Below are 26929 nucleotides of genomic sequence, written 5' to 3'. Positions count from 1 at the left end.
GTCAGCGCCGGCTGGCCAGCGCCGCGTCGATGGCCCGCTGGAACGTGGCCAGCGGTTGCGCTCCGAAGATCAGCTGGTTGCCGATGACGAAGCTCGGCACCCCGCCGACCCCGAGGCTCGACCCGAGGTTCTGATCGGCCGTCACCGCCTGCGCGATCGCGGGGTCGGCGAGATCGCGCTGGAACCGCGGAACGTCGAGGCCCAGCTGCGCGGCCTGCGCGGTCAGCGACGCGGTGGTGACTTCGCCGCGGTTCTCCGGGGGCTGGTCGCGGTAGAGGGCGGCGTGGAAGTCCCAGAACCGGTTCTGGCGCGCCGCGGCGCGGGCGGCGCGGGCGGCGAGCACCGACTCGGGACCCAGATAGGCGAAGTCGTGCCACTCGATGCGGACGCGGCCGGACTCGACGTACTCGCGCAGCAGCGCTGGTTGGGTGGTGGTGGTGTAGAGCCGACAGAACGGGCACTGGAAGTCGCCCCACTCGGCGACCACCACGGGCGCGTCCGGACGACCGAGCGCCAGCGGGTCACCGGGCTGGCGGCGCGCGACGTCAAGCCGGGCCCGGCTGGTGGGGTCCTGGCCGGCCGCGGTGCCGCCGGAGGAGCCCGACGTCCCCGTCTGCACCACCGTGATCACTGCGAGCACTGCCAGGACCGCCAATGTGATCCCGGCACCGAGCAGGAGCCGGGTACGGCCGGTCCGCCGGTCGGTACTCGGCTCGGGGGGTGCGTGTCCACTCATGCCGGGGCTTCGCAGCCGCCGCCGTCGACGTTCACTCCAGCGACCTGCTCGATCGGTCCCAGACGACCGCGCCCGACCCCCGCCGCCGCGAGGCGACACCGGCTTGACCGGTAGCGAAGCCTCGCGCCTCGGGAAACTCCCCTGGCCCTGCCGGGCCACGACCCCAGACCCTTGGGGGGCCAGCTGTGCATGATCCCTGCACAGCGCAGTTCCCGGGTCGAGCACACGTGGTCTCGCGCGACGAGGAACGACGGGTTGCCTGCCTCTCGCAGGCCGTCTGGGTGCCGCCCGTGGAGCAGGAGCGCGCCGCCGAGGTCGTCTATCGCTCGTCGACGACCCTCGGGGGGTACCCACGCTGCTCACCGACGCCGACCCCCGGGTGGGCTGAGGTGCGACCTGCGTCCACCTGCCCGGAGACGTCGACCACGGTGAGGGCCAGCTGCAGGTTGAGCCGGTTCTCGAAGCTGCGCAGGTCCAGCCCGAGGAGCTTCTCGAGCCGGTTGAGCCGGTAGGTGACGGTGTTGGGATGCACCGTGAGGGCGTCGGCTGTCGTCGCGGCCGAGCACCCGTGCTCGAGCCAGGCGCGCAGGGTCGCGACCAGTTCGCCCTGCCGGACGGCCCCGGCGCGCTCGAGTGGGGCGAGGAGACCCTCTGCGAACTGCGCGAGCCGGGGGGACGGGAGGTCCTCGCCGAGGAGCAGCGCCGCCACGCCCAGACGGCGGGCGTCGACGAAGGGGACGACCGAGTTCGTGGCCAGGCGCAGGCGAGCGACGCCCCGGGCGATCCGGTACGCCCCGGCGTAGTCGGTCGGGCTCTCGGCCTCGGGCGCGAGGACGACCACCGGCGCGTGCGGTGGCGCGGTCCGCCCGAGTCTGGTGAGCAGGGGCTCGAGGGTCCGTCCGACGTCGAGCTCGGCGGGCAGCACGGCGACCACGTCACCGTCGTACTGTCCGACCAGACACCGCTCGACGGTTGCGAGGGCCTTGCGGCAGTCCTGGAGCAGACCCGGAGCCGGTCCGCTCCGGGGCCGGCAGATCAGGACGAGGAGATGCGGCTCGTCGAGCTCGACCCCCAGCGATGCCGCGTGCTCGAGCACGCTCTGCACGTGCACCGGTCCGCTCGGGCGGAGCAGTTCGCTGAGCACGTCGCGGGTGAACCGTTGGCGGACCTCCTCGAGGTGGCGCCGGCGGAAGATCTCGACCCCGACGACGAGCGCGAAGCGCTCGATGGCCCGCCGCTGGAGCGGGTCGGGCCGCGACGACATGCGGCTGATCCAGAGTCGTCCGACCGTCTCCCCGGTGACGAGCACCGGCACCGTCCAGGCCGCGTCGCCGGTCGCGTCCGGCTCGGCGCCGGCGGACGGCGCGATGGGGGCACGTCCGCCCGACTGGGCGAGGACGTCGCCGTCGGCGTTCTGCACGGTGATGGCCGCGTCGAGGATCTCGGCCAGCGCGTCGGTCAGGCCCTCCAGGCCCGCGCCGTCGAGCACGAGCTGCATCAGCCGCTCGTGCTGCTCCTCCGCCCAGTCGAGCTGGCGGCGGGCCTCGCTCATCTGCGTGTTCACGGCCGAGAGCTCGGCGATGGTCCGCTCCTGGGCGCGTCGGAGACGGTCGGTCTCCAGGACGACCATGATCTGCTCACCGAGCAGCTCGGTCAGGTCGAGCTCCTCGGCGCTGAAGACGTGGGGTTCCTGCAGGTAGCCCACGATCAGCCCACTGACCGATCCGCTCGCGTCGCGCAGGGGCGCCGCGACGAGGCTGCGGTACCCCTGCGCCGGAGCCAGATCGCGGAGCCGTCCGTAGACCGCGGCCGACCTCGTGTCGGTCACCGCCACCGTGCGGCGCTCGCGGAACGCGCGGGCCGCCGGCGAGTCCTGATCGCTGCTCTCCGGCCGGATCTGCAGGGCCTGCTCGTCGCTGACGAGCCCGACGTAGTTGGCGTCCAGCCCGTGGAAGCCCGCCACCGAGAGGCACTCCTCCCCGGCGTTGGCGAGCATGACCGCGCAGAAGTCGAAGCCGATCAGATCACAGGCCCGCCGGGCGATCAGGGCGAGCACCGTCGTCGTCGGGGTGGCCGAGTTGACGGCGCGGGCGAGCTCGCTCGTGGCGGTCATCCATCGGCGCAGTCCCTGCTCGGGTTCGGGCGGCGCGGCCCGGTCCTCGTCGCAGTCGGCTCGCTGCGGGCGCGCCGACTCGTGGGTGCGACGAGCGGCGAGGCGGGCCGGCACCTTCACCGTCCGAGCAGGGACGGTGACGCCGTCGAGCCGCTCCACGAGCATCTCGGTGACCTCGCGGGCCATCGCCGCGAGATCGACGTCCATGGTGGTGAGGCCGACCCGCTCCCAGCGGGCGATCGGCAGGCCGCCGAAGCCGATGACGACGAGATCGCCCGGGACGGCCACGCCGTACTGCGCCGCCGCCTCGAGGGCCCCGAGCGCGATGACGTCGTTGCCGCAGAACACCGCCGTCGGCATCGAGGGCCCGGCCGCGAGCAGGGCGACCAGGCCGCGCCGGCCGGTCTCCGCAGTGAAGGGGCCGGTGTGAATCCCGCGGGTGGCGACGGTGATCCCGTGGCGTCCGAGCTGGTCGAGGAAGCCGGTCAGCCGGTCACGACCCGTGCTGATCGTGTCCGGCCCCGCGATGACCCCGATGCGACGATGGCCCAGCTCGACCAGCAGGTCCGCGACGGAGGCGGCCCCGGCTCGGTCGTCGACGACACACGAGTCGGTGCCCTCGTCCTCGACGGCCCGGTCCGCGATGACGCACGGCACGGCGCGCGCGGCCAGTGCCGCCGGTAACGGGCTCGTGGTCGAGCAGGTCGTGAGCACCACGCCGTCGCACGCACCGTCGAGCAGGTCGTCGATCGTGACGGGGTGCTCGTCGGTGTCGGTCACGAGCACCGTCTGCAGGCCGCGGTCGGACAGGGCGTCGTGCAGAGGGGCGACGAGCGCGGCGTGGAACGGATCGTCCAGTCCGGAGCAGACGACCGCGATCCGCCCGGTGCGCCGGGTCGACAGGGCCCGCGCCGTGCTGCTCGGGACGTACCCGAGGCTGCGTGCCGCCTCCCGGACCCGATCCCGGGTCGCCCTGGCGACGCCGTGGTGCTCGCGCAGCGCGCGCGACACGGTCGCCTGCGACACCCCGGCCAGCCGGGCCACGTCGTGACTGGTGGGCAACACGGGCCTCCTGAGGCGGGTGAATCACGATACAGCCTGCCGCGCGAGTCGTATACGTATGCACTCGGATGACCACTCGGGCGTCGACTCCTCGGCAGTGGCGTCTGCGGGTCGATGGGCTCCGCTCCGACGCAGATGCGGATGCGGGAACGGAGCGGATCGGTTCGGGGAGCACATGGACCCGAGCGCGCGGGCCGCCTGGCTCCACCGCCGCCGATCGGGCGCCGGGATCCGCCCCGGGGCACGAGGCGACCGCCTGACCGCCAGACCGACCGTCGCCGACCCCGAGATGACAGCCAATGCGGGCCGACGAACCTTGGTGAGCTTGCCATGGCCCAGGTCACCGTCGATGAATCAGGCTGAGTCCAGCACTCGGACGGGAGGCCCCGCGATGAAACCCCCTGCCTTCGGATACGCGGCTCCGAGCAGCCTGACCGAGGTGACCGCGCTGCTCGCCGAGCACGACGATCTCGAGCCCCGTGTCCTCGCGGGCGGGCAGAGCCTCGTACCGCTGATGAACTTCCGGCTGGCCCAGCCCGGCTACCTGGTGGACCTGCAGCACGTCGAGGGGCTCGCCGACATCCGGCTGGACGGCGACACCCTGAGCATCGGGGCGATGGTGCGCCAGTCGGTGGCGGAGGACGCCCCGCAGGTCGCGGCGGCCGCGCCGCTGCTCGCCGAGGCGCTCCGCTTCGTCGCGCACCGGCCGGTGCGCAACAGCGGCACGATCGGCGGCAGCCTCGCGCACGCCGACCCGAGTGCCGAACTGCCCGCCGTCGCCCTGGCCGCCGACGCCGAGATGACCCTGGTCGGTCCGGCGGGAGTCCGCCGGGTGCCTGCCGCGGAGTTCTTCGTCGGCCCGTTCGAGACGGCGCTGCGGCCCGGGGAGGTGCTGAGCGAGGTCAGGTTCGTCCGGTGGCCGGGCTCGCACGCCTTCGTCGAGTTCATGCGGACCCACGGCAGCTTCGCGATCGCCGGCGTGGCCTGCCTGCTCGACGTCGACGCCGCGGGCACCGTCCGGCGCGCCGGCATCGCGCTCAGCGGGGTCGGCCCGACACCGGTCCGCGCGAGCGCGACCGAGCAGTCACTCATCGGGAGCGTGCCCGACCAGGACTCCATCCGCTCCGCGGTCGAGGCCACCGTCGCCGTGCTCTCCCCGGCGGGCGACGTGCACGGGAGCACCGAGACCCGCATCGACATCGCGCGCGCCTACCTGCGCCGGGCGATCGAGGTGGCCCTCGGTCGCGCCGGCGTCGAGGTTGCGCCCCACGACGGCACGAGGAGCTGATCGCCATGACCAGACACGACGTCACCCTCACGGTCAACGGTCGGACCCGGACGGTGTCGGTCGAGGCCCGGCGGCTGCTGGTGGACCTGCTGCGGCAGGACCTCGGCCTGCCCGGCACCCACACCGGCTGCGACCACGGGGTCTGCGGCGCCTGCACCGTCCTGCGCGACGGCGCCAGCATCCGGTCCTGCACGACCTTCGCGGTCCAGGTCGACGGTTCCGAGATCCGCACCGTCGAGGGGCTCGCCGACGGCCCGACGCTGCATCCGCTGCAGGAGGAGTTCTGGGACAAGCAGGGCCTGCAGTGCGGGTACTGCACCCCGGGGATGCTGATGCGCTCGGTCGAGATCCTCGAACGCGATCCCGACGCCGACCCGGCGCAGGTCCGGGAGGAGCTCGCGGGCAACCTCTGCCGCTGCACGGGCTACAAGTTCATCACCGAGGCCGTATGCGCGGCGGGCCGGCGGATGCGCGCCGACTCCGCGCCGCTCGCCGAGCAGGCCCGCCCGGCGGAGGTGACCTCGTGACCACGACCGCACCCCGGCCCGGGCAGGAGAACGGGACCGTCCAGGGACGGCCCGTCCCACCGGCACGGCACCACAAGGACAAGCGCACGTGGGTCGGGAAATCCATCCGGCGCCTCGAGGACCCCAAGTTCCTGCGCGGGCGCGGCGGCTACATCGGCGACATGGTGCTCCCCGGGATGCTGCACGCCGCCGTGCTGCGCAGCCCGATGGCGCACGCCCGCATCGCCGCCATCGACACCGCCACGGCCGAGCGCGCACCCGGGGTGCACGCCGTCATCACCGGGGCCCGCGCGGCGGAGCTGCTCGACCCGCTCCCGGACTTCGGGCCGAACCCCAGGCGCACGTGTGGCGGGCTCTCGCCGTGGACAAGGTCCGCTACGCCGGTGAGGGCGTCGCGATCGCGGTCGCCGACGACCGCTACCTCGCCGAGGACGCCCTCGACCTCATCGAGGTGGAGTACGAGCCGCTGACTCCGGTCGTCGACGCGCTCGCCGCCCTCGACGACGGCGCGCCCGTGCTGCACGACGCCCTCGGCGGCAACTGTGCCTTCGAGCGCACCTTCGACTTCGGCGACGTCGACACCGACATGGCCGCGGCCGACGTCGTGGTCACCGAGCGGATGCGCTGGCGACGCTCGGGCGGGCAGCCGCTGGAGACCGTGGGCGCGGTCGCGGACTACGACGTCTCGTCGAACTCGATGCGCATCCACACGAACTCGGTGAGTTTCACCAGCTACCTGTTCATGGTGGCGGGCACCCTGAAGCTGCCCGCCAACAAGCTCGACATGGTGCCGGTCCCGGCCGGCGGCAGCTTCGGGACGAAGCTGTTCGCGACCAAGCCCGCGATCCTCGCCGCGATGTGCTCGCGCGAGGCCGGCCGGCCGGTGATGTACCTCGAGGACCGCGTCGACAACATGTCGAACTGCGACCACCACGGGTCCGACCGACACTACGAGGTCCGGCTCGGGGTCACCCGCGACGGCCTCTTCACCAGCCTGGACATCGACACCGTCGACGACTACGGCGCCTACATCCAGTTCGGCGTCGGGCACCACGGCAACGCGCTGGCGCAGGTCGTCGGGCCGTACCGGATCGGCAGCGTCCGATACCGGGTCCGGGCGGTGCTGACCAACAAGAACCAGCAGGGCGCCTACCGGGGCTTCGGCTCCGAGGTGAACAACTGGGCGCTCGAGCAGATCGTCGACAAGGCGGCTCAGGAGCTGGGCATCGACGGCGCCGAGATCCGACGACGCAACTTCATCCGCTCGTTCCCGTACTTCATCCCCTCGGGCAACGTCTACGACTCCGGCGACTACGAGGCCGTCCTCGACAAGGCCATGCAGATCGGTGAGTACGACCGCTGGCGCAAGGAGCAGGCGACCGCGCGCGCGGAGGGGCGCTACCTCGGCATCGGGCTGATCAGCGCCCAGGAGCGTTCGGTGTTCTCGGCCACCGAGTTCTGGTTCTTCTTCGACGAACCGGGGGCGCCGGTCACCTCCATGCCGGAGAGCGTGACGCTCAAGGTGGACGCGACCGGCAACATCACCGCGACGCTCTACTCGTGCGCGTTCTGGGGCAACTCGCCGGAGACGATGGTCGCGCAGCTCGTCGCCGAGGAGTTCGACTGCGATCCGCACGACGTCTCCGTCGTCTACCAGGGCACGCGCACCGGGCTCCCCGCCACCGGTCCGGGCGGGTCACGCACCACCGTCATGCTCGCCGGCGCCGTCGAGGGCGCCAGCGGCAAGATCAAGGAGAAGGCGGTCCGGGCGGCGGCGCACCTGCTCGAGGCCGACGTCGACGACCTGGAGTGGCGCGACGGCGGCTTCGAGGTCCGCGGCGTTCCCGAGCAGCGCAAGACCCTCGCCGAGATCGCGGTGATGCTGCACCTGTTCAAGCACTCCTTCGACGACGACGTCGAGTCCGGGCTCGAGGAGAGCAAGGTCTTCGACCACCCGTACACCACCATGCCGTCCCCCGACCGCAAGGATCTCGGTGTCTTCTACCCGTTCATGGGGCACGCCTGTCACGTCCCCGTCGTCGAGGTGGACATCGAGACCGGCGGCGTCACGTTCCTGTCCTACGCCGCGATCCACGACTGCGGCACCCTGGTCAACCCCCGCTCGCTGGCAGGCCACATCCAGGGCGGCACGGCCCAGGGGATCGGCACGGCCCTGCACGAGGAGTTCGTCTACGACGACTCGGGGCAGCTGCTGACCGCCAGCTACCTGGACTACCTGATCCCCACCTCCGTCGAGGTCCCCGAACTCACCATGGGGCACCACGAATCGCCGTCGCCGTGGACACCGCACGGCATCAAGGGCGGCGGGGAGGGGGGCCGCATGATGGCGCCGGCCGCGATCAACGTGGCGGTCAACGACGCGCTGGCCCCTCTCGGGGTGCGGATCACCGAGCTGCCGATGACCCCGGACCGCATCCGTGCGGCGCTGCGGGCCGCCGGGGTGACGGGGTGACGGGGTGAGTACTCCGGTCGCGCTGGTCACCGGCGGGAACCGGGGGATCGGCCAGGCGATCACGCTGGCCCTCGCGCGCAGCGGGGCCACCGTGGTCGCCACGGCGCGGGACGTCGCGACGGTCGACGACACGCTCAAGGCCGTGCACGACGCGGGCGGCGCCGCCGTCGCCCTCGGGTGCGACGTGCGCGAGCCGGGGTCGATGGTGGAACTGGCCGCTGCGGTCGATGAGATCGGGCCGGTCAGCACCGTGGTCGCCAACGCCGGCACCGCCGGGCCGACCGCCCCGCTGCACGAGATCGATCCCGACGACTGGCGTGACTGCCTGGTCACCGACGTCGACGGGGTGTTCCACACGTTCCGCGCGTTCATCCCCGGGATGATCGAGCGGGGGAGCGGGTCGCTGATCGCGATCTCGTCGATGACGGGGAAGCGCCCGCTGCACGGACGCACCCCGTACGCCGCGGCGAAGATGGCGGTCATCGGGCTGGTCCGCAGCCTCGCGCTCGAACTGGGGCCGCACGGCATCCGCGCCAACGCCGTGTGTCCCGGCGCGGTCGCCGGACCGCGGATCGAGGACGTCATCCGTCGTCAGGCCGAGTCACGGGGGATCGGTCTCGACGAGGCGCGCGCCGGGTTCACCGCGGCGTCCCCGCTCGGCAAGCTCGTCGAGGCCGACGAGGTGGGCGCGGTGTGCGCCTTCCTGGCCTCCGACGCCGCGACCGCCATCACCGGCGAGGACCTCAACGTGTCCGCCGGCGCCGTCATGTACTGACTCCACGGATCCTGGAGGGCATCCAGCCATGCGCATCGTCGATCTGTCACAGGACATCTACGAGGGGATGAAGGTCTACCCCGGCCACCTCAAGACCGTGCAGTTCGAGCACGCCACCCACGACGAGACCGCGCCCCGGTTCGACAGCGGCTTCTCGTTCCAGACGACCGGCTTCCTGCTCAACGACAACGGCCCCACGCACGTCGACTCCTTCTCCCATCTCGACCCCGACCCCGGCGCCGAGACCATCGAGAAGATGTCGCTCGATCTGTTCTACGGACCGGCGGTGTGCCTCGACGTCAGCGCGGCCCAGCCCCGGACGGACATCACCGCCGACGACCTCGAACAGGCCGTCGAGAAGTCCGCGGTCGACGTGACACCGGGCGACATCGTCCTGTTCCACACCGCGGCCTGGAACCGGTACGCGGGCGACAAGCGGTACCTCACCGAGTTCCCGGGCCTGGGGGACTCCGCGAGCAAGTGGATCGTCGACCGCGGCGTGAAGACCTTCGGGGTCGACAGCCCGACTCCGGACAACCCCGCGAGCACGAGCTACCCGTGCCACATGATGTGCCGACGGGAGCACATCACCCACTACGAGAACCTCGCCCGCCTCGACGAACTGCTGGACCGGCGGTTCACCTTCGTCGGGTTCCCCCTCAAGCTCGTGGGCGCGCACGGCGGGCCGACCCGCGCCGTCGCGCTGGTCGAGGACTGAGGCCGCGATGCTGAGCGCACGGCCCGCCTCGTCGGACGACGGGACACCGGCGATGCCTACGGACGACCGTCGGGGCGATCACGAGGACCCCCGTCCCGACCTCGGCGTCTTCGGGCGGTCGGTCACCGTACTGATCGTCGTCCTGCTGGTCGCGGCCGCAGCGGTGGCAGTGCTGGTCGATCCCCTGGGGTGGGTCCTCGCCGTCGTCCTGGCCGGGATGCTCCTGCTGTGGACCCGACTCGTGCGCTAGGCCGATGTCAGTGCCCGGAGATCGGCCGCGTGAGGTGCCCGCAGGGCTGGAGACGGTCTACGAGACGGTGCGGGAGCTCTGCTCCGAGTCCGTGCGACCGAGCTGCGACGCCACGTTCGCGCCGTTCCGCGACGTGGCGCCGGGCACCGACGGTGGTGGGCGGCGGGCCCGGCCCTCGCTCGGGCGGGCCCTGCGCTGCACCCTGCGGCATCGGCGCGACGCGAACATCGCGGTGGGACTGGCGGCGGCCACACCGGACTCCATGCAGGACACGCTCGACCGTTCGCTGATCGCCCTGCTCAGGGCGTCTGCGGACTACCACCGCCGACGATGCTCGACGTCGGGACGTCCGAACACCGGAGAGAGGAATCCATGCGCAAGGTAGTCGACACGATCCTGCCGACCACGATGATCGGCTCCTACCCGAAGCCGCGGTGGTACACCCGCTACAACCTGGCGGGCGCCGACCTGCTCGAGTGGTGGAAGCTCGAGGAGAACTGGCACGCGTGGTGGGACGCCACCACGGCGTGCATCTCCGACCAGACGCTGGCCGATCTCGACGTCGTCACCGACGGACAGATGCACTTCGACGACTACGGCGGCGGGATCGGCTCGTTCGTCTGGTACTGGTACGAGCGCCTCGGTGGATTCACCAAGGCGAAGCTGCCCAACCCGCTGGCCCGCGCCATCGAGGCCAGCGCGGACGGCGATCTCAGCCAGGCCGCCTGGATGCACAACTGGGGCGGCACCGCCGTCACCGCGCCGGTCAGCCGCGGCATCCCGGGCCGGCTCGGCGAGATGCACAGCGCGGCCCGCCTGCTCACCGACCGCCCGATGAAGGTCTCCGTCGGCGCCGGCCCGCCCAACCTGACCTACCACGTCGACTACGACCACCCGAACTCCGCGTACTCGACCCCGCGGGCCCTGGCCGAGGCGCTCGTACCGATCTTCAACGAGGACCTCAAGGACCTCGTCGCCCACGGCGCGACGTTCATCCAGATCGAGGACCTCGGCGCCTGGAAGCTCGCCCTCGAGGACGACAGCGACTGGGTCATCGACGTCATGAACGCCTGGATCGACGGCGTCGACGCCAAGATCGCGTGGCACTGCTGCTTGGGCACCGGCTACGGCAACACCTTCCGGGCCGTCGAGGACGCCCTGCCCCGGGTGCTCGAGCGGTGGATGGACGTGAACGTCGAGCAGTTCGCCCTCGACTTCGCGCTGCGCGACATGGTCGACGTCAAGGCCCTCGAGATGGTCGCCCCGGACCGGGAGGTGCAGGTCGGCGTGATCGACGTCCGCAGCCTCTACATCGAGTCGGACCAGGAGATCGTCGATCGCATCCACCGGGTGCTCGAACACATCGAGCCCGAGCGCGTCTACCTCTCGACCGACTGCGGGCTCAAGGCACTGCCCCGGTTCTGCGCCTACGAGAAGCTGCGGGCGCTGTCGCGGGCCGCGAAGACGGTGCGTGCCGAGATCGGCGGTTGACGATGGCCCTGCGGACACGTGTGGCGGACGAGCCCGACGAACGCCTCGACCTCGGGGCGTTCGGCCGGGTCGTCACGGCCCTCCTGTGGGCCTGGTGGTGCCGGCGGTCGCCGTGACGGTGCTGGTGGACGCCAGCGCGTGGCCGTTGGTGCTGCTCGCCGTCGGCGCGTTGACGATCACGGCCGACGTCCGCCGGTCGACATTCGACCCGTGATGGCCGTCACTCAGGGATCGGTCCATCCCCGCGCCGCGCGTCCGCGTAGGTGCTGTACTACCTAAAGTCGCCGGAAGGTATTCGTTTCCCGAGAGCCGTGTCGGCTGAGCAGCAGGAACGCGAGCTCGCGCCCCGAGTTCGCAGCGTTCGGGTCGCCTTCCTGGGCGGCGATGATGGTCCCTTTCATGATGATGTGCCATCGCCGGGCGAAATCGTCGATGTCGGTCAGGCCGGCGCGTCGGGCGCGATCTGCGATGATCTCCCGAATGGTCGTGAGGTGTTCGATGCTGGCACGGTGCGCGGCCTCGCCGGCGTGCCGGACCTCGAGCAGTGTCGAGATGAAGGCGCATCCTTCGAAGTCTGGGGCCGCAAACCATTCTTCGAACAGATCGAAGATCGCCAGCAGCTGGTCGACCGGGTCATCGGCGCGGCGGGCACTCTCGGCTTCGAGCCATTCCCGGGTCCACAACCGCTCGCGTTCGCGCAGGAAATCAATGACAAGGGCGTCTTTTGACGGGAAGTTGCGGTACAAGGTCATCTTCGCTGTGCCAGCGCGGGCCACGACCGCATCGACCCCGACCGAGGCGATCCCCTCTCGGGAGAAGAGTTCGTAGGCTGCAGTCCGGATGCGAGCTAGTCCGTGGCGCTCGCGAGCGCCGGATCGCTCAGACCTCGGCACGCTTCCACCGTCCCCTTCGCGATCTGGTGTGCCTCGGGCGGCCACGCGACCTAGTGCCAGATGCAACGACCGACCGACCACTCCACGCCGGTTGACGTGATCTGTTTCACAGAATAACTTTTCCGCCGGGAGACCGACCAGTCTCGCTTCGGACGGCGAGGCGTCGGCATTGTGCAACGGCGCGCCGGTCCCGGATGTCCTGCCCGTGGTTGCTCAGCTCCTCGCCGTAGGTGGAACGCACCGGCACAGGGAGGACGTACGCGTGAGTAACTACGACCCGCGGGCGGCGACAGGACTTGCGACCGAGCAGGTGGGGTCACTGCCTCGGCCTCAGAAGTTGCAGGACTCCTATGCGGCCTACGACCGAGGAGAGATCGACAAGGCCGCGCTCGAGGCCCAGCAGGACGCTGCGGTGAGGGACTCGATCGAGCGCCAGGAACAGGCCGGCTCACCGATCGTGTCCGACGGGGAGCAGCGCTGGTCGTCGTTCGCGACCTACCCGATCACCGACACGCTCGCCGGCACTGGGCTGGCCGACAATCTCTCCGGAGAGGGCGGCCAGTTCTTCGCGATCTTCGCCGATGGCCATGGACGTCAGTTGCCGCGCCTGACCGGTGGGCCGTTCCGCTACAAGACCTACGCGGCCGACACGCTGTCCAAGTCGGTCGGCTACGCCCACCGGCCGATCAAGCAGGCCGTGATCGCGCCCTCGATGCTGTACCTGCTCTACCCGCTGAAGGACGAGGTGCCCGGGTATCCGAAGGAACAGTTCGAGCAGGACCTGGTCGACGAGTGTGAGCGCGACATCCGCAAGGCGTTCGAGGCCGGTGCGTCCCGGGTCTCGATCGACTTCACCGAGGGCCGGTTGGCCACCCGAAACGACGCCCGGAACCCGTGGACCGGTGCGGGCCTGCTCGAGCACTTCGTCGAGATCAACAACTGGGTGCTCGACCGCTTCACGGCCGAGGAACGGGTCAACATCGGCGTCCACACCTGCCCGGGCGGTGACCGCGACTCGGTCCATTCCGCCGACGTTCCCTACAACAACCTGTTGCCGGAGATGTTCAAGATGAACGCCGGCTACTTCCTCATCCAACTCAAGTCCGAGCGGGACAAGGATCCGGTCTACGAGTCGATCGGCAAGCACCTGCGCTCCGACGCCAACGGCGTCGCGCAGACCGCCCTCGTCGGTGTGGTCAGCCCGCTCAACCCGCGGGTCGAGAGCCCTGAGGAGATCCGCGACGACCTCGTCCGGGCCGCCAACTTCATCCCGCGCGATCAGCTCGGGTCCACCGACGACTGCGGGTTCTCGCCGTTCTCGATCGACGAGAAGCCCAGCCACGGCTCGCCGGATTACGCTCGCGATGTGGCATTCCAGAAGATTCACAACCGCGTCGAGGGCACGAAGATGGCTGCGGAGAAGCTCGGGCTCTGATGCGCTGTCCTGCTTCGAATGGCTGAGGACCCGGCGTTCGGACGGCGGCGATTGCAGGTCTCCACGCGTGAGTCTGCTGTCGCCGTTGCCGAGGCGCCGGGCTGCCGCTCTGACCGAGACGGCGCGGATCGTGTTCACTGGTGATCGAGAGAGGTGAGGGCCCATCGATGCTCTGGGCCCACGCCGGCTGGCGACGATGTCGGGGGCCAGCGCCCCGGCGAAGTGCAGCCTCGGTCCATGATGCCTTGCAGGGTCGATGAGCTGAAGCCCGCGGGGCCTGACGATGGCAGCTCGGGCGCATGCGATCTCGGAGCACGCGTGACCGAATGGGCGAGTTCGGACCACTACGTCACGGTGCCGTGTTGTTCTCGACCACAGCTGCGGAGCCGGCAATCTTGTCGGCGGGCACAAGACCAGAGGTTCGATTCCACCGGGATACTGGGGAATCTGCTTCGCCTCCCGCCGATGCCGAGGAGGGTGGGTTGTCCATGAACGCCCCCGCCACCTGTCCGTGCTGTGGGGTCATGGTCATGCCCCAGGACCTGTCCTACGACTTCGATGGTGAGACCGTCGCCTCGCTGACCCGCGAGGTTGCTTATCTTCGAGCCACTGTCGCTCGGCTGCGCGGAGCGCGGGTGTGCTGCGTCCCGATCACAGGAATTGATCTCGATGAGGGTGGCTCGGCGCCATCCGCCGCTGCCGTTGCGGTGTCCTGACGGCGGGACGCGCCGCCAGTCACGGTGAGGCGTCGCGGGGTCGTCCGCGAGCTGTTGATGATCGCCGACGTCGGCTGCGGTACCGGCCTCTACGCGCGAGAGCTGTGTGAGCAGGTCCGGCCTGACCGCCGAGTCCTGTGCGTCGATCCAGTCTCGGGGATGCTCGACCGGCTTCCTGCCGTGCCGGGGCAGCAGCCCCTGTCGGCTGCCGCCGAGGACTTGGCGGACGGCCGCGTTCCGGTGCCAGGCGGCAGTGCGCTCGATGCGCTCGATGCGCTCGATGCGATAGTCATCAAAGAGCCGATCCAGGTTCTCTGAGGACCAGCTGAGCGCTGGGATCGAGCAGTTCCGGCGCGTACCGTGACCCGATGCTGCGATTCGACGACCACTCCGCCTTTATCAGGGGATCGGTGTAGTCCGAGCGGGTCGCCGAGAACCGGTGTCGTCTGCGGCCCGTGCGAAACAGGAGCAGGGCGCCCTCTTCAACTCGGTCCGCGTGTGCCTGGCCGCCGACCGCAGCGGTGAGGGAGACCCGCAGCCGGAGGTGCGGGTCGACGCGGCCGCGCCGGGGGCGGTGGGGCCATGCGGGCGGGTCATGACGATGTCAGCTTGCCGCGGCGACCGTCGCCGGCTCGGACGTTGTGGCCGACGTCAACGTTTCACGAACGACTGCGGCGCCCTCCACCATGGCGGCGAGTTTGCTGCGCGCCACGGTCGCCGGTAAGTGGCGTAGCCCGCAGTCGGGGTTGATCGCGAGGCGATGGGCGGGGACGAGCTCGAGGGCCCGGCGGATGCGGGTGGCCACGGTGAGCGGCAACTCGACGGCGGCGTCCTTGACGTCGATGACCCCGAGGCCCACGTCCCTGTCCCACCCGCCGCCGGCGAGCACCGGAAGATCCTCGTCGCCCTTGCGGCCGAACTCGAGGACCAGTTCGTGGACCCGTGCGTCGAGGACGGCGGGGAAGAGGAAGTCGTAGTGTCCCTCCCAGGACGGCCGTGCGTAGCGGTTGCCGTAGCAAACGTGCAGGCCCCAACGGACGCCCACCTCGTTGACCACGATGTTGACGGCCTCGATGGCATCGGTGATCCGCTGCGGGTGTCCGGCCAGGAAGGGCTCGTCGATCTGGAGATGCGTCGCGCCGCGCTCGGCGAGAGCGATGGCCTCCCGGTGAAGCACGCCTGCGATGGCGCGGGCCAGTTCGGCGCGGTCCGCGTAAGGATGGTCGGCGACCCGCTGGGCCAAGGAGAACGGTCCGGTGAACGAGAACTTGATGGGCCGATCAGTGTGGGCACGGGTGAAGGCGTAGTCGTCCGCGAGCCCGAGGACGGCGGTGTCGGGTGCCGGAAGCGGCGCTGGGACCGTGACGGTGTGGTAGTCGAAATAGAACTCCTTGACGCTCAGCGGGAGGACTACCCCGGGCATCCGGGCCAGGAAGTAGTCGACGTCGTTGTCGCGGCGCAGTTCGCCGTCGCTGACGATGTCCACCCCGGCGAGTTCCTGGTCCTTCAGGGCGGCCTTGATGGCCATGTCGTGCACGTCGCCGAGTTGGGATCGGCTGATCCGGCCGCGGTAGTAATCGGTCTTGAGCCGTTCCAGCCATTCGGGAACCGGCCAAGACCCGACGACTGTGGTGGGCAGCAACATGATGGCCTCCGGCGATCATTCCCGGACGTGGGCGGTCAGGGTGACGACGTTCGTGCGCTCACGGTGGGCGAAGGGCGCGTAGGTCACCTCGAAGCCGCGGCGGCGACCGAGGTGGGCGAGAAGGGTCCCGTTGACCCAGTTGACGACCGAACCGTCGTACTTGCCCGGTCCCGCGAAGCGGGTTCGGTAGGCATTGAGATCGGTGACGAACAGGTCGTGGCACACCAGGGTCCCGAACGGGTGGAGGAGCTTCAGGGTGTCGACGAAGCTGGCCACCGCGCCGTTGCTGACGTGCATGCGTAGGTCGGCGCCCGACTCCAGCAGTGGCCGCAGCGGCTCTCCGCTGATCTCGGGTGTCAACGGGTAGAGGTCCAGGCCGGCCACGGGGACGTAGCGCTCCTCGAGGCGCAGCGCCGACCAGGCGCGTTGCCAGAACATCACGGCAGCCTCGACGTCCGGGAAGTGATCGGGCGCCGCCTCCGGGAGCAAGGATGGCCCGAGCCGCAGCAGCTTGGTCAGGAGTGCGGGGACCCGCTCCGGCGTGGTGAGGGTCGAGGCCGCGAGCTCGTCGACCGCCTTCCGTGCCAGGCATGCCCGCGACTGCACCACATAGGTGCGCCCGCCGAGCTGGGCGACCTCGTCGGTGGGCAAGTTGTCGTAGACGTTGGAGATGTAGACCAGGAACACCTTGTACTTGAGGAAACCGAGCGCGGTGTGTGGTGAGGTGGCGTCGAGGACGAACGAGCTGACGTGCTGGTCGTGCTCGGCCACGGTTTTACGCGCGAGCTCAAGGACGTAGGCGGAGTAGTCGCACATGAGGTAGTGCAGACGGCGGTAGTACTCGTGGCCGAGTTCGCGGTCGGCGGCGGCGAATTCGTCGAGGAACACCTTGGCCTGGGACCCGTTGCCCACGCCGAGTTCGATGACGTAAAGCTCCGCGGGCAAGGCGTTGCGCTCGGCGAGGCGGTCCCAGGCGGCGAACAGCTCAGTGATGAGCGCGCGGGCGCCGGTCCGGTTGCGGGCGTCGCTCTCGCCGCCGGGGAGGGCCTGTTCGTAGGTTCGGCCGGTGGCTTGTTCCCACAGGTCGAGGGCCTGCCAATACAGCGCGTTGAACTTCCAGATGCAGCTCGAGCTCGTCAGGCCCCAGTCCTCGATCGCGACGTGGTCGGCGCCGCGGACGGCGGTCCGCGCCAGGTGCCGTAACTCGTCGGCCTCCAGAGCGGCGCAGCGGCGGACGTCGAGGGCGAGTTCGAGGTCGTCGTCGCGGGTGGTCGGCGCATGCGGAACGGGGTCGAGGGCCGGGTCGATGTCGACCGTCGACCCGCTGAGGAACGGCCGGACCGAGACCGGGTCCCGAAAATTCCCGCGGTACTGGACCCAATCGGCCACGACCCGAACCCGGGCGAGATCGGCACATTCTTCGCTGAGCGCCTCGACCGCGGGGCCGACCGTGGCGGCGAAGTCCACCGGCTCCTGGGAGGCGCGGAGCCGACCGTGCGGTCGGAAGTCAACCAGCATGTGGCACCCCTCCGGGCAGCGCGGCGGGCTCGACCTCGGGAGTGGCCTCCTGCGGGTCAAGGTCGGAGCGGCTGAGGATCTCGGGAATTCCGTGCTCGAAGCCGAAGGCCATCACGTGCACGCCGGCCACGCCCGGGATCTCCCGGAGGGCCTGGATGGTCTCGACGCAAGCGGTGACGCCCTCGTCATCGACGCGGGCGCTCGGCACGCCGCGCAGACGTCGTTCCAGCGCATCGGGAACGTGCGTACCGGGAACGTTGTCGCGAACGTGTTCGAGCACGCGCAGCGAGCGCAGCGGGCCGACGCCGGCGATGACGGCGCAGCGTTCAGGGATCCCCAGGTCCCGGACCTCCGACATCCAGGCGGCAAAGCGCGGGACGTCGAACACGAACTGGGTCTGGACGAACTCGGCGCCCGCGACGGCCTTCTTGAGGAGTCGATGGGCGCGGAAGCCCGGTGGGGGAGCGAAAGGATTCTCCACCGCGCCGATGGTCCAGGTCGGTGGTGCGGTGAGTCGCCGCCCGGAGAGCAGGCGGTGGTCATCGCGCATCGTCCGGGCGGTCCACACCAGTTGAACGCCGTCGAGGTCGAAGACGGGCTTGCCGTCCGGGTGGTCGCCATGGATGGGGTGATCACCGGTGAGCAAGAGGACATTCGGGATGCCCAGCGCCGCCGCCGAGAGCAGATCTGATTGCAGCGCGAGCCGGTTCCGGTCACGGCAGGTGATCTGCATGACCGGTTCGACCCCGGCACGCAGGGCCAGAACCGCGGCCCCCAGGCTGCTCATCCGCACATGAGCGCCCTGGTTGTCGGTGACGTTGGCGGCGTGAACCCAGCCGCGCAGCAGCTCGGCCTTGCGCGTGACGACGTCCGGATCGGCGCCGCGCGGTGGCCCGATTTCCGCGGTCACTGCGAACCGGCCGTCAGCGAGCGCGTCGCGCAGAGAACTCATCATCGACCCACCGGGGTGAGTCCCAGCTCGCGCCGCAGGATTGACGAGCCGCGGTCGCGGCCACCTTCGACCGGCTCGGTCCACATCCCCTCGTCGCGTCCCTGCCAGTAGTTCAGCCAGGAGCTCTGGCCCCACAGGCGTTGGTCGACCGGACGTTGCAGGCGGGTGAGGTCGTCGCCGTGGCCGGCGCGCACGGCCCGCTCGTGAGCGACGACCCACACGCAGGGCTGCTCGGGATGAACCTCGCACCGGCCGTCGGCGCCGACGCCCCCGCACGGCCCGTTGCGGAGCTCCTTCGGGCACGTCATCGGGCAGGCGTAACCCGTCGTCGGGAGGGCGCACTGCCCGCACATGCGGCATCCGAACAGCTCCCGCTTGCTCACCCGCTCGCCCGCGGTGAACCACCGCATCAGAACCGGGCTGCGTTCGACCACCGAGGCGAGCCACTGCGTGGGCGCGCGCCGGGCGAGCACGTGGTGCCCGGCGTAAGCGCCGCGGCCCGGCAGTCGTGGGCGAAACGGCCTCGGACCGTCGGCGTGTGTCGCCGCGGAGGCATGAATCTTTGCGCTGGCCATGCCTGCTCCTGCCGAGCGGGAATATGCGATACCAGCATGCGACCGCAGCCACTGGCGGGTCATCGTGCGGAGCGACAGGGTTCACCAGAGCGGCTTTGTCCACGGCAACAAGCAAGACCGGCCGGGCGGGGCAAGCCAGGCATACGGTCATGCCGTCACTGATCGCCAGGACACGACAGCGATGAGCCACAATTCGGACGGTCTGCCGCGGGACGCTGAGCCGTCCGTTGCGGCTGTCGGGCAGGTGACAGTGGTCAGATCGCTCGCCTGGCGTGATCGTGGAGTGTCCGATCGGGTGCTGGCGCCACGAGTGGGCGGCTGGACCCGGGTGGGGAAGTCGGCGGTGGGGCGCCCGCTGTAACCCGCGGGGTCCACGCCCGAGGCTGCCGAGGGCCGAACCGCCGAGGTCCCCGGGTTGCTCTCTGAGCCGACAACCCTCCGCCGTCAGCTATCGTCGGTCGGGTTCGTGGTCGCCGTGGTCCCGGACTTGACTGGACCTCCCGCGTGTCACCTTGCCGCGAGGTCCTGACCGCGGTGCTCGTCGGGTGGCGACTGCGGGTGCTGCTCAGCGGTGTTGCACCACCGTCGTCGGTAACGTCAGCTCTCCCACCGGCTACGCGCCCACCGGCGACGGCCCTCTGAACCGGCTGCCGGGCACACGATGAGGGCGCTATGCGGTGGTGATCGTTGCGGTGAGTCGTGCGCTCTCGGTGTTGATGTCGGCCACGAATCGCACGAGGAACTCGAGGGTGCGGTCGTCCTGGTCTGAGAGATAGCTGCGCACCCAGGTGTCGATGTCTCCGAAGACGGCGGCGGTCTCGGCTGGGCCGGCGTCGGGGACCGGGACGATCACGACCTTGCGCCGGTCGGTGGGGTCCCGTCGGCGTTCAACGAAGCCGCGTCGTTCCAGCCTGTCCAGCAGCGCGGTGGTGGCCGAGGTGCTGAGGCCGGTGATGGCGGCAAGTCGGCCGGCGGTGAGGGTGGGTTCGGAGCGGGCCAGGTCGAGGGCCTTCATGTCGGTCGGGCCGAGCCCGGCCCGCTCGGCGATCGCCTGGTGGAACATCAGTGTCCGGCTCGCCTGCTCGCGCAGGCCGAGGAGTAGGCCGTCCAGGAGTTCATCGCGGGACTTGCGCGCCATCCGGCCACCCTGCCTATTATTTCGATGCGTCGAACTATCCTACGCATCGAAGTGTATCGGAGAGGGGCCCGTGATGGGCGACGACGATGTGGTGATCGTGGGTGCCGGCCTGGCGGGGTTGTCGACGGCGCTGTTCCTGGCCCTGCACGGGGTCGGCGCGACGGTGCTGGAACGGCACCCGAGCACCTCGACCCAGCCCAAGGCCCGTGGACAGATGCCGGTGATCATGGAGGGGTTCGCGACCGCCGGTGTGGCTGAGGCGATCCGGGCGGCCAACCCGCCCGGTCGGCTCGGGCTGACCAACCGGGTGGCCCGCAGCCTGGCCGGACCGGTACTGCACGAGTTCACCGAGCCGGTGGACGTGTTCGCGGAGTTCAGCCCGGCGGCGCCGGCGATGGCCAGCCAGGCCGCCGTGGAAGCGGCAGTCGCCGCCCGCGCGCGGGAGCTGGGGACCCGGCTGCGGTTCCGGACCCGTGCCGAGTCCCTGACCCAGGACGACGAGGGCGTGACCCTGACCGTGCGGGACCTCGACACCGACACCGTCGAGCGCGTGCGGGCCGGGTGGGTGGTCGCCGCGGACGGGCACCGGGGCGGGCTGCGGGAGATGGTCGGGATCGGCTCGCACGGCCACGGCGGCTTCGGGGCATCGGACAGCGTGCTGTTCCGGGCGGATCTCTCGCAGTGGGCCGGCGACGATTCCGTGGTGCTCGTCTATGTGCAGAATCCGGCGCTCCCGAACGGTGCCGGGGTGCTGGTCAGCACCGACGTGCCAGGGGAATGGGTCGCCGCGGTGTCGGCGGGCTCTGATCACGATCAGACCATCGCCGAGATCCGTACGATGATCGGTGCCGACGACCTGGCCGTCGATGTGCTCGGCCGAGGCTCGTGGGAGAGCGCCCACCGGGTCGCCGACCGCTACCGCGAGGGTCGCGTGCTGCTGGTCGGCGACGCCGCGCACACCATGCCCCCCACCGGCGGGCAGGGCGGCAACACCGCGATGCTGGATGGCTATCACCTGGGCTGGCGCCTCGCCGCGGTCGCGCTCGGGCAGGCCGGGCCGGGGCTGCTCGACAGTCACGACGCCGAACGTCGTCCCTACGGCGAGGCCGTGGCGGACTGGCAGGTCGCCAACCTGGCGGTCCGTCAGCGCCCGGACCTCCAGGACGCGGTCGGTGCCCCCATGGACCCCGCCACGCTGCTGTTCGGTCACGTCTGCCACGGACCGGCCGTCGCGGCCGAGCCCACCGCCCCGAACCAGCACTTCGAGGATCCCCGCCACCCCAGCGGGCGGCCCGGCACTCGGGTCCCACACGTGTGGCTTTCCGGCCCCGCCGGCCGCGTGTCCCCGCGCGAGCTGCTCGGGCCCCACTTCCTCGTGCTCACCGCCGACCCCGACGGCGCCAGCGCCGCCCGGGCAGCGGCCAGCGAGCTCGGCATCGACCTCCGTGCACACCAGCTCGGTCGCGATCTGCACGATCCCGACGGCAGCTGGGCGAAGACCAGCGGCACCGGACCGGACGGCACCGTCCTGGTCCGCCCCGACGGGATCGTGGCCTGGCGCGGCAACAACCCCGCGGACCTGACATCGGTCCTGCGATGGGTGCTCGCCCGATGATTTGAGGGCCCACGCCATCGCGACCCGCGATCGTCGGCAAGCGATAGATCGCTACCCTCAGCCGTTCAGCTGGCCGGTAGTACGGTCGGCCCGCGGCACTTGGGGCGGCTCTTGGTGCCGTGCGACTCGCCCGCCGAGGCCTCCCACACACTGCGCTCGCCTCGTCGAGATGGTCTCCGTACCAGGTGTAACGACCGCCGGACGGCCTACGACTATCGGGCAACCGCGCCCGCTTGGGCGCCAAGATGTCGGGGGACGTCATGGGTCGTCATGCCGCACCGGAGCTGGTCGCGCCGACCGGGCAATTCATCTCGACGGTCGCCACGAGGCCGGTTGCCGACCGGTCGCCTGTGGCGCCCCGGCCGCTGGCGACCGTCGTCGGCGGCCGCGAGGCGGAGCACCTGATGAGGCCCGACGCCCCTCGAGACGAACCGTCTGACGTTGTGACGGGTGACCTGCCCACCGCCCCCTTCCGTCGGCCCGGCTCGCCGTCGCCACGGCACCGGCTGGCCGTCGTGGCCGCGGCGGTGGCCGCCGCCGCGGTGATGTTCAGCTTCTTCGCCCAGGGCCTGGGCCTGCTGCTGGGGCTGATCGCCCTGGTCCTGGCCGGCGTCGCGCTCATCCGGGCCCGCGGCGGGCGCCGCCCCGGCCGGGACCTCGCGGTGGCGGCCGCGGTGGGCGGTCTCGCGGCGTTCATCATCGCGATCGCGACGGTCCCCGCCACCGGCCAGGCGTTCGAGCAGGGCTACCAGCAGGGACTCCGCTCGGCCGCAGCCGCGGCGCCTTCCCCGGCCCCGGCCACCGTCGCCCCGCTCCCGGCCCCCGCGCCCGCGCCGGCCGCGCCGGCCGTGGTGGCACCGCCGGCCGCCCCATCCCCGGTGCCGGTCGCCGCGGCACCGCTCACCCAGGCGGCGGCCCCGCAGAGCAGCTCTCCGTCTCCGGCCGTGACCGTCCCTCCCGCCAGCGCGGGCGACGCCGGCACCTACACCAACGTCGACGGCAACCAGGTCGAACGCCCGGACGCCGACACCAGCGGCGCGACCGCGGTCTGCAAGGATGGCACCGACAGCCACTCCCAGCACCACTCGGGCACCTGCTCCGGGCACGGCGGCGTCGCCCAATGGCTCTGACACCCAGCCCGACGGCTCACCACTGAAGTAGCGACGTAATACCGTCACAACCGGCCACAACAATCGCGATGGGAACGCCCACGGCCAGAGCTGATGGTGTCATCGCCGACCCACCGCGATCCCCCGACCGGTCAAGACTCCTGAACTTCCGAGCCGGCGACGCTTACCCAAGGCCGCCAGCAGTGTGGCGCTCTGGAACAGTGCTAGCGGCTTGGTGAAATCGAGGTAGCGCCGGATAACCGGGTGCACCATGACCCCGTGCGGGTCGGTGAGGTCACCCTCCACAGACCAAGCATTGTCGTCGCCGTCGACGAGCTGCTGACCGTGAGCGACCACGACGGGATCGCGGTCGACGTAGATCACCCGCGCCGAGCTCCCCAGGTGGCGGACTGTCTGGTGGGTCTTCTCCCCGGTAGGCAGTCCTGACCTGAGGTCGAGAAACCGAGTCAGCTCAGCCTGGCTGATCAGGAATCAGGTGACACGGATACGCCACTCACGATTGAGCCCCGCCAGCAGCCCGCCCTCGACGATGGCCTCAAGTGCGGCTGCCTCGTCCCGTTCCCCCATCCGGCGTTCAGGGCTTGCGGCCGACGGCCCCCGCCAGGCATCGCTGCGAGGGCAGGTAGGGCTGCAGCCGCGGACCGGAGGGCCACCAGTCAACCAGCTGCGAAAAGCCCGGCTCGACCAGCTCGAGGCCCGGCATCATCGCGAGGATCTCGGACTTCGTTCGGAAGACTCCGCTGCCCAGCGGGCTGTGGACGAACACGTTCTCCATGCGGCGGGCGAGTTCGCTGTTTTCGTCCTCGGGGTCGTAGAAGTGGCTCAGCGCCACGTAGGACCCCGAGGGGAGCGCGTCGATGTAGCTCTGCATGATCTCGACCGGGGTGGGCTCGCCGACGTGGTGGTGCAGCGTGCCGAGCTGGAGCAGCCCGATCGGCTGGGTGAAGTCGATGTGTTCGGTGATCACCGGGTCGGTCAGCACGGCGTCGGCGTCGGTCAGGTCGACCGCGCTGAACCAGGTGCGGTCGTTGTCCTCGAGCAGCGCCCGACCGTGGGCGACGACCGACGGGTCGTTGTCGACGTAGACGACGTTGGCCTTCGGGTTGATCTGGTGCGCGGCCTGATGCGTGTTCTCCGCGGTCGGGAGGCCCGAGCCCAGGTCGAGGAACTGCGAAATCCCGGCCTGACCAGTCAGGAACCGGGTGACGCGGATGAGGAACTGCCGGTGGTCGACGGTGAACTGGCTGATCTCCGGGGCGACCTGGCGCAGCTTCTCGACGACCTCCCGGTCGACCTCGAAGTTGTCCTTGCCGCCGAGCGCGGTGTCGTAGACCCGGGCGATGCTGGCCCTGTTCCGGTCGACGGAGGCTGGCACGCCCCCTCTGTCCGAGTTCATACGCGCGTCTCCGATCGACAGACCCTCACCCGTGTCTCGCCGAGTCTGCCACCCCCGCCCTCGGCGAGTGGAACAGGCCGTCTGGGGTCTCGGCGACCACCGCTACGAAGGGTGGTACGGCTGCCAACGGCTCCAGGCGCGCCGGAGGTTGAGCCCTCGTACCAGGGTGGCGCGGGCCCGGGCCGGGGCCCGCGGAGGTCGCGCCGAGGACATCGCCCTCCGTCTGGACGGCCACTCCGGGCCTGTAGGAGGACAAGCAGTGCTGCGTTGATGCTCCTGCGTGGGCCCAGCGGGCGGCGGCTACGTCTCGGCATCAGTCCTAGCGGGATGGCGGTCCCAGACGAGTCGCTCCTTCAACGTTGATGCCCCGGTAAGCCCCTTTTCGCGGCATACGCGCGTTGTCGGGTCACAAGGTGACGTGCTCGCCGCGTCGGCGAATCGGCCAACGCAGCAGACCCGGGACCCAGGGTCGGTCGCGAAACCGGCCATGCCGCCCAATGCGCGGCCCCGGCCATGCCGTCGCGGGCGAATAGCGCAGCAATGGAGAACCAGGCTTGAAGGAAGCCGCCGCCAGTCCGCGCCGTCGAGTCCAAACGACACGCTCTGATCGGCGCCGCCGCCATCGAGGTCATCGACGAGGGTGACGATCGTTCGGGTGGCCATTGAGCTTATTTCGCTGCGGACCATACTGAGCCCATACACCGCAGCCGCCCGCCGAACCGGAGGGCGTCGAGCCCCCCGCGCTGCCTCGACCTCGAGGAAGTCCGCAGCCTGGGTGCGATGAGGAGCTCGTGCGCCGGACGGACATCGGTGTCGGAGGGACCGTGCACATGCAGCAGAACGGCGCCCTCTGCGACGAAGAGGTCGGCGATGGCGCCGTTCGCCCAAGCTAATCGACGGGGAATCCACGCGTGGCTGCCTCGAAGACCTGAACCGGCCCCGATCCGTCCGGCCCGCCACGGTAGAGCACATCGACCCGGAGGCGACCGGATCACGCGATGGCGCTCGCGTGACCGCTCCCACCCGCCCGACAGCCTCGTCGCGTACACAGCCCGGTTGCGAGCCCTGCTGCGCCGGTTGACAGGCGGCCAGCCGTGCGGCGACCGGTCTCCCGGGATCGACACCGCCGGCGAGTGCCTCGGGGAACGCGCATGCCTGATTCCGCGCCCGGCGGCCAGGACGTCTGGCTACTTGAGCGACCAGACATAGTACTTGTTGTCCTGCCCGAAGAAAGTCACGGCAGCGAAGTCCGAGTCGTCGAGCTCGTCGGTCACGGACTTCGTGTCGGTGTCGGTGTTCGGGTCGAATTGGACCGCTGTGAAGTGCCAGTGATGGTCGTGGTCTGTCGGGATGTACCAGACGTTGAAGAACTTGCCAGCGTCCTTGCCGACGGCCGCGACCCGGGCCTTACTGGCCTTGTTGTTCATGAGCAGAGTCGTAACTTCTGCCGCCGTGGCTACCGCCGCGAAGTGGTATGAGGGCATGGGTCAGGGATCCTCTCACCATCCGACTGTGCAGAACGTCCCAAGTATCCGCGACCTAGTGCTCGCTCTCTAGCGCCATTGAGCTGACTGCGCACCGCATGCCCCGAATGCTCACGGAGCGAGCGACGCCGCGATCTTCAACCCCATTGCCAGGCCACGCCCTGAAACGGGAAATCATCCGGGCGGAAACGACCCGCTTGGTTGCCGAGCGCACTCCGGGCAACGAACGGGTGCGATTTCGGATGATCCACCTAGCTGGTGGAGCTGGCTCGGTACATTCCGCCCGGAATGACCAGCCTGTGCTGCCCGCGTGCATCCGGACCACCGCCGAAGACGAGCACGGTGTTTGGTCGAGCGCGGGTGGTGGATCCCGCGGTCGCCCGCATCGTCGAGCAGTTCGCTGATCACGCCGAGCCGAAGAGCCAGCCGGCCGGGGCGCCAGGCTCGATGATCTGATCGACACCGCTACCGCCCGCCGCGACGCGGACCCCTACGACTGCGGCGGCGCCTGACCCGAGACCGCGGCGCTGGGTGTCCCGGGAGAGTTCGCCAGGATGCTGCCGGTCGCGGTCGTGCTCTACCTGTCCCGCCGCGGCGAGATGATCCCCCGGGACGTGCTGTTCCTCGGCGCGGTCAGTGGCCTGGTCTTCGGTGGTGCCGAGGCCGTGGTAAAGGTGATGGAAGGCCAGATTCCCACGGCGGTGGTGGCGGTGCGGCGTGTACTCACCGATCCCATCAACCACGCGTTGTGGGCCGGAGTATCCGGGTACTTCCTGGGCCTGGCGTCGCGCTACTGCACCCCGGGACCGTGGTTCGCGCTCGTCGGGCTCGGACTCGGCGCGCCGGCCGTGCTGCACGGCGTGAACGATTGGCTGACGTTCAACCAGCATCAGTTCTTCTGGGGCGTGCTCTCCATTGTCAGCGCGCTGCTGTTCCTGGCCTACGCCGAGGTCGGGATCGCCCCGTCGCCCGCTCGACCGGCAGCGTCGCCCACGCCGC

Annotated in this window: 25 protein-coding genes and 1 pseudogene; 14 read left to right on the top strand and 12 right to left on the bottom strand. The window is 70.4% G+C overall.

What is annotated here, in order from left to right; translation table 11 throughout:
- Position 1 precedes the first annotated feature (1 nt).
- Both LQ327_RS00475 and LQ327_RS00470 read right to left on the bottom strand, forming a co-directional pair.
- Positions 2-640, bottom strand: a complete 639-nt coding sequence (locus LQ327_RS00475) for a DsbA family protein (protein WP_230729550.1) — start codon at positions 638-640, stop codon at positions 2-4.
- A gap of 415 nt (positions 641-1055) precedes the next feature.
- Positions 1056-3914, bottom strand: coding sequence for a substrate-binding domain-containing protein (locus tag LQ327_RS00470; RefSeq protein WP_230729548.1), 2859 nt, complete (start codon positions 3912-3914; stop codon positions 1056-1058).
- Positions 3915-3969: 55 nt separating this feature from the next.
- On the opposite strand from LQ327_RS00470, the gene LQ327_RS00465 reads away from it, so the two are divergent.
- The 9 genes from LQ327_RS00465 (at position 3970) to LQ327_RS33495 (ending at position 11647) form a co-directional block, all read left to right on the top strand.
- Positions 3970-5199: an FAD binding domain-containing protein gene (locus tag LQ327_RS00465; RefSeq protein ID WP_308286284.1), complete on the top strand. Its 1230-nt coding sequence runs from the start codon at positions 3970-3972 to the stop codon at positions 5197-5199.
- Between the two features lie 5 nt (positions 5200-5204).
- Positions 5205-5726 carry a (2Fe-2S)-binding protein gene (locus tag LQ327_RS00460; protein WP_230729534.1) on the top strand — a complete coding sequence of 174 codons (522 nt, stop codon included), beginning with the start codon at positions 5205-5207 and terminating at the stop codon, positions 5724-5726.
- Positions 5723-6196, top strand: a complete 474-nt coding sequence (locus LQ327_RS34460) for a hypothetical protein (RefSeq protein WP_308286229.1) — start codon at positions 5723-5725, stop codon at positions 6194-6196. Before LQ327_RS00460 ends, LQ327_RS34460 begins: the two co-directional genes overlap by 4 nt.
- Positions 6088-8199, top strand: a complete 2112-nt coding sequence (locus LQ327_RS00450; protein ID WP_308286228.1) for a xanthine dehydrogenase family protein molybdopterin-binding subunit — start codon at positions 6088-6090, stop codon at positions 8197-8199. Before LQ327_RS34460 ends, LQ327_RS00450 begins: the two co-directional genes overlap by 109 nt.
- Before the next feature lie 4 nt (positions 8200-8203).
- Positions 8204-8974, top strand: a complete 771-nt coding sequence (locus LQ327_RS00445) for an SDR family NAD(P)-dependent oxidoreductase (RefSeq protein WP_230729533.1) — start codon at positions 8204-8206, stop codon at positions 8972-8974.
- Positions 8975-9002: 28 nt separating this feature from the next.
- On the top strand, positions 9003-9692 hold the full coding sequence (locus LQ327_RS00440) for a cyclase family protein (RefSeq protein WP_230729531.1): 690 nt from the start codon (positions 9003-9005) through the stop codon (positions 9690-9692).
- A gap of 52 nt (positions 9693-9744) precedes the next feature.
- Entirely contained in the window at positions 9745-9942 is a 198-nt protein-coding gene (locus LQ327_RS00435) for a hypothetical protein (protein WP_230729530.1), read from the top strand.
- Between the two features lie 372 nt (positions 9943-10314).
- The gene (locus LQ327_RS00430) at positions 10315-11433 is read left to right on the top strand and encodes a uroporphyrinogen decarboxylase/cobalamine-independent methonine synthase family protein (protein ID WP_230729528.1); all 1119 of its coding nucleotides are present in this window, start codon (positions 10315-10317) and stop codon (positions 11431-11433) included.
- 85 nt (positions 11434-11518) lie between these two features.
- A complete protein-coding gene (locus tag LQ327_RS33495) occupies positions 11519-11647 on the top strand; it encodes a hypothetical protein (protein WP_269069104.1) in 129 nt (42 codons plus the stop codon).
- A gap of 61 nt (positions 11648-11708) precedes the next feature.
- Here the strand turns inward: LQ327_RS33495 and LQ327_RS00425 are convergent, their stop codons facing one another.
- Complete coding sequence (locus LQ327_RS00425) at positions 11709-12326, bottom strand: TetR/AcrR family transcriptional regulator (protein WP_308286227.1); 618 nt, start codon at positions 12324-12326, stop codon at positions 11709-11711.
- A gap of 169 nt (positions 12327-12495) precedes the next feature.
- Between LQ327_RS00425 and LQ327_RS00415 the strand changes: the two genes are divergently transcribed.
- Together LQ327_RS00415 and LQ327_RS00410 are read left to right on the top strand one after the other, a co-directional pair.
- The gene (locus LQ327_RS00415) at positions 12496-13761 is read left to right on the top strand and encodes a uroporphyrinogen decarboxylase/cobalamine-independent methonine synthase family protein (protein WP_230729527.1); all 1266 of its coding nucleotides are present in this window, start codon (positions 12496-12498) and stop codon (positions 13759-13761) included.
- A gap of 773 nt (positions 13762-14534) precedes the next feature.
- Complete coding sequence (locus tag LQ327_RS00410) at positions 14535-14795, top strand: methyltransferase domain-containing protein (protein WP_230729525.1); 261 nt, start codon at positions 14535-14537, stop codon at positions 14793-14795.
- A gap of 286 nt (positions 14796-15081) precedes the next feature.
- Here the strand turns inward: LQ327_RS00410 and LQ327_RS00405 are convergent, their stop codons facing one another.
- From LQ327_RS00405 to LQ327_RS00385, 5 genes are all read right to left on the bottom strand, one after another.
- Positions 15082-16122: a uroporphyrinogen decarboxylase/cobalamine-independent methonine synthase family protein gene (locus tag LQ327_RS00405; protein WP_230729524.1), complete on the bottom strand. Its 1041-nt coding sequence runs from the start codon at positions 16120-16122 to the stop codon at positions 15082-15084.
- A gap of 15 nt (positions 16123-16137) precedes the next feature.
- A complete protein-coding gene (locus LQ327_RS00400) occupies positions 16138-17589 on the bottom strand; it encodes an SAM-dependent methyltransferase (protein WP_230729523.1) in 1452 nt (483 codons plus the stop codon).
- A 40-nt stretch (positions 17590-17629) separates the two neighbouring features.
- Positions 17630-18595, bottom strand: a complete 966-nt coding sequence (locus LQ327_RS00395; protein ID WP_230729521.1) for a methylenetetrahydrofolate reductase — start codon at positions 18593-18595, stop codon at positions 17630-17632.
- Positions 18592-19065, bottom strand: a complete 474-nt coding sequence (locus LQ327_RS00390) for a methylenetetrahydrofolate reductase C-terminal domain-containing protein (RefSeq protein WP_230729519.1) — start codon at positions 19063-19065, stop codon at positions 18592-18594. Before LQ327_RS00390 ends, LQ327_RS00395 begins: the two co-directional genes overlap by 4 nt.
- Before the next feature lie 772 nt (positions 19066-19837).
- Positions 19838-20305: a MarR family winged helix-turn-helix transcriptional regulator gene (locus tag LQ327_RS00385; RefSeq protein WP_230729517.1), complete on the bottom strand. Its 468-nt coding sequence runs from the start codon at positions 20303-20305 to the stop codon at positions 19838-19840.
- 73 nt (positions 20306-20378) lie between these two features.
- On the opposite strand from LQ327_RS00385, the gene LQ327_RS00380 reads away from it, so the two are divergent.
- Positions 20379-21920, top strand: coding sequence for an FAD-dependent oxidoreductase (locus LQ327_RS00380; RefSeq protein WP_230729513.1), 1542 nt, complete (start codon positions 20379-20381; stop codon positions 21918-21920).
- A gap of 443 nt (positions 21921-22363) precedes the next feature.
- Entirely contained in the window at positions 22364-23050 is a 687-nt protein-coding gene (locus LQ327_RS00375) for a DUF3761 domain-containing protein (protein ID WP_230729505.1), read from the top strand.
- A gap of 99 nt (positions 23051-23149) precedes the next feature.
- Here the strand turns inward: LQ327_RS00375 and LQ327_RS00370 are convergent, their stop codons facing one another.
- The 4 genes from LQ327_RS00370 to LQ327_RS00360 form a co-directional block, all read right to left on the bottom strand.
- Complete coding sequence (locus tag LQ327_RS00370; RefSeq protein ID WP_372460633.1) at positions 23150-23515, bottom strand: SAM-dependent methyltransferase; 366 nt, start codon at positions 23513-23515, stop codon at positions 23150-23152.
- A gap of 109 nt (positions 23516-23624) precedes the next feature.
- A complete protein-coding gene (locus LQ327_RS00365) occupies positions 23625-24446 on the bottom strand; it encodes an SAM-dependent methyltransferase (protein ID WP_230729503.1) in 822 nt (273 codons plus the stop codon).
- 300 nt (positions 24447-24746) lie between these two features.
- Entirely contained in the window at positions 24747-25109 is a 363-nt protein-coding gene (locus LQ327_RS35385) for an Lsr2 dimerization domain-containing protein (RefSeq protein WP_443611909.1), read from the bottom strand.
- A 524-nt stretch (positions 25110-25633) separates the two neighbouring features.
- Complete coding sequence (locus tag LQ327_RS00360; RefSeq protein ID WP_230729501.1) at positions 25634-25930, bottom strand: hypothetical protein; 297 nt, start codon at positions 25928-25930, stop codon at positions 25634-25636.
- Between the two features lie 554 nt (positions 25931-26484).
- Here LQ327_RS00360 and LQ327_RS35180 point away from each other — a divergent pair.
- Positions 26485-26805 (top strand): annotated as a pseudogene (locus LQ327_RS35180) (PrsW family glutamic-type intramembrane protease); the annotation flags it as partial.
- Positions 26806-26929: the final 124 nt, after the last annotated feature.

The sequence above is a fragment of the Actinomycetospora endophytica genome, from assembly GCF_021026375.1.
Taxonomy (GTDB): domain Bacteria; phylum Actinomycetota; class Actinomycetes; order Mycobacteriales; family Pseudonocardiaceae; genus Actinomycetospora; species Actinomycetospora endophytica.
Note: the sequence above shows the minus strand (reverse complement) of the source record. Positions and strands in the feature narration are given on the sequence as shown.

What these genes read in the sequence shown, in the direction of transcription:
- LQ327_RS00465 (WP_308286284.1), top strand. Translation starts at nt 3,970, where the DNA reads ATGCACTCGGATGACCACTCGGGCGTCGACTCCTCGGCAGTGGCGTCT.
- LQ327_RS00460 (WP_230729534.1), top strand. Translation starts at nt 5,205, where the DNA reads ATGACCAGACACGACGTCACCCTCACGGTCAACGGTCGGACCCGGACG.
- LQ327_RS00440 (WP_230729531.1), top strand. Translation starts at nt 9,003, where the DNA reads ATGCGCATCGTCGATCTGTCACAGGACATCTACGAGGGGATGAAGGTC.
- LQ327_RS00435 (WP_230729530.1), top strand. Translation starts at nt 9,745, where the DNA reads ATGCCTACGGACGACCGTCGGGGCGATCACGAGGACCCCCGTCCCGAC.
- LQ327_RS00430 (WP_230729528.1), top strand. Translation starts at nt 10,315, where the DNA reads ATGCGCAAGGTAGTCGACACGATCCTGCCGACCACGATGATCGGCTCC.
- LQ327_RS00410 (WP_230729525.1), top strand. Translation starts at nt 14,535, where the DNA reads ATGATCGCCGACGTCGGCTGCGGTACCGGCCTCTACGCGCGAGAGCTG.
- LQ327_RS00405 (WP_230729524.1), bottom strand. Translation starts at nt 16,122, where the DNA reads ATGTTGCTGCCCACCACAGTCGTCGGGTCTTGGCCGGTTCCCGAATGG.
- LQ327_RS00395 (WP_230729521.1), bottom strand. Translation starts at nt 18,595, where the DNA reads ATGATGAGTTCTCTGCGCGACGCGCTCGCTGACGGCCGGTTCGCAGTG.
- LQ327_RS00385 (WP_230729517.1), bottom strand. Translation starts at nt 20,305, where the DNA reads ATGGCGCGCAAGTCCCGCGATGAACTCCTGGACGGCCTACTCCTCGGC.
- LQ327_RS00380 (WP_230729513.1), top strand. Translation starts at nt 20,379, where the DNA reads ATGGGCGACGACGATGTGGTGATCGTGGGTGCCGGCCTGGCGGGGTTG.
- LQ327_RS00365 (WP_230729503.1), bottom strand. Translation starts at nt 24,446, where the DNA reads ATGAACTCGGACAGAGGGGGCGTGCCAGCCTCCGTCGACCGGAACAGG.
- LQ327_RS35385 (WP_443611909.1), bottom strand. Translation starts at nt 25,109, where the DNA reads ATGGCCACCCGAACGATCGTCACCCTCGTCGATGACCTCGATGGCGGC.
- LQ327_RS00360 (WP_230729501.1), bottom strand. Translation starts at nt 25,930, where the DNA reads ATGCCCTCATACCACTTCGCGGCGGTAGCCACGGCGGCAGAAGTTACG.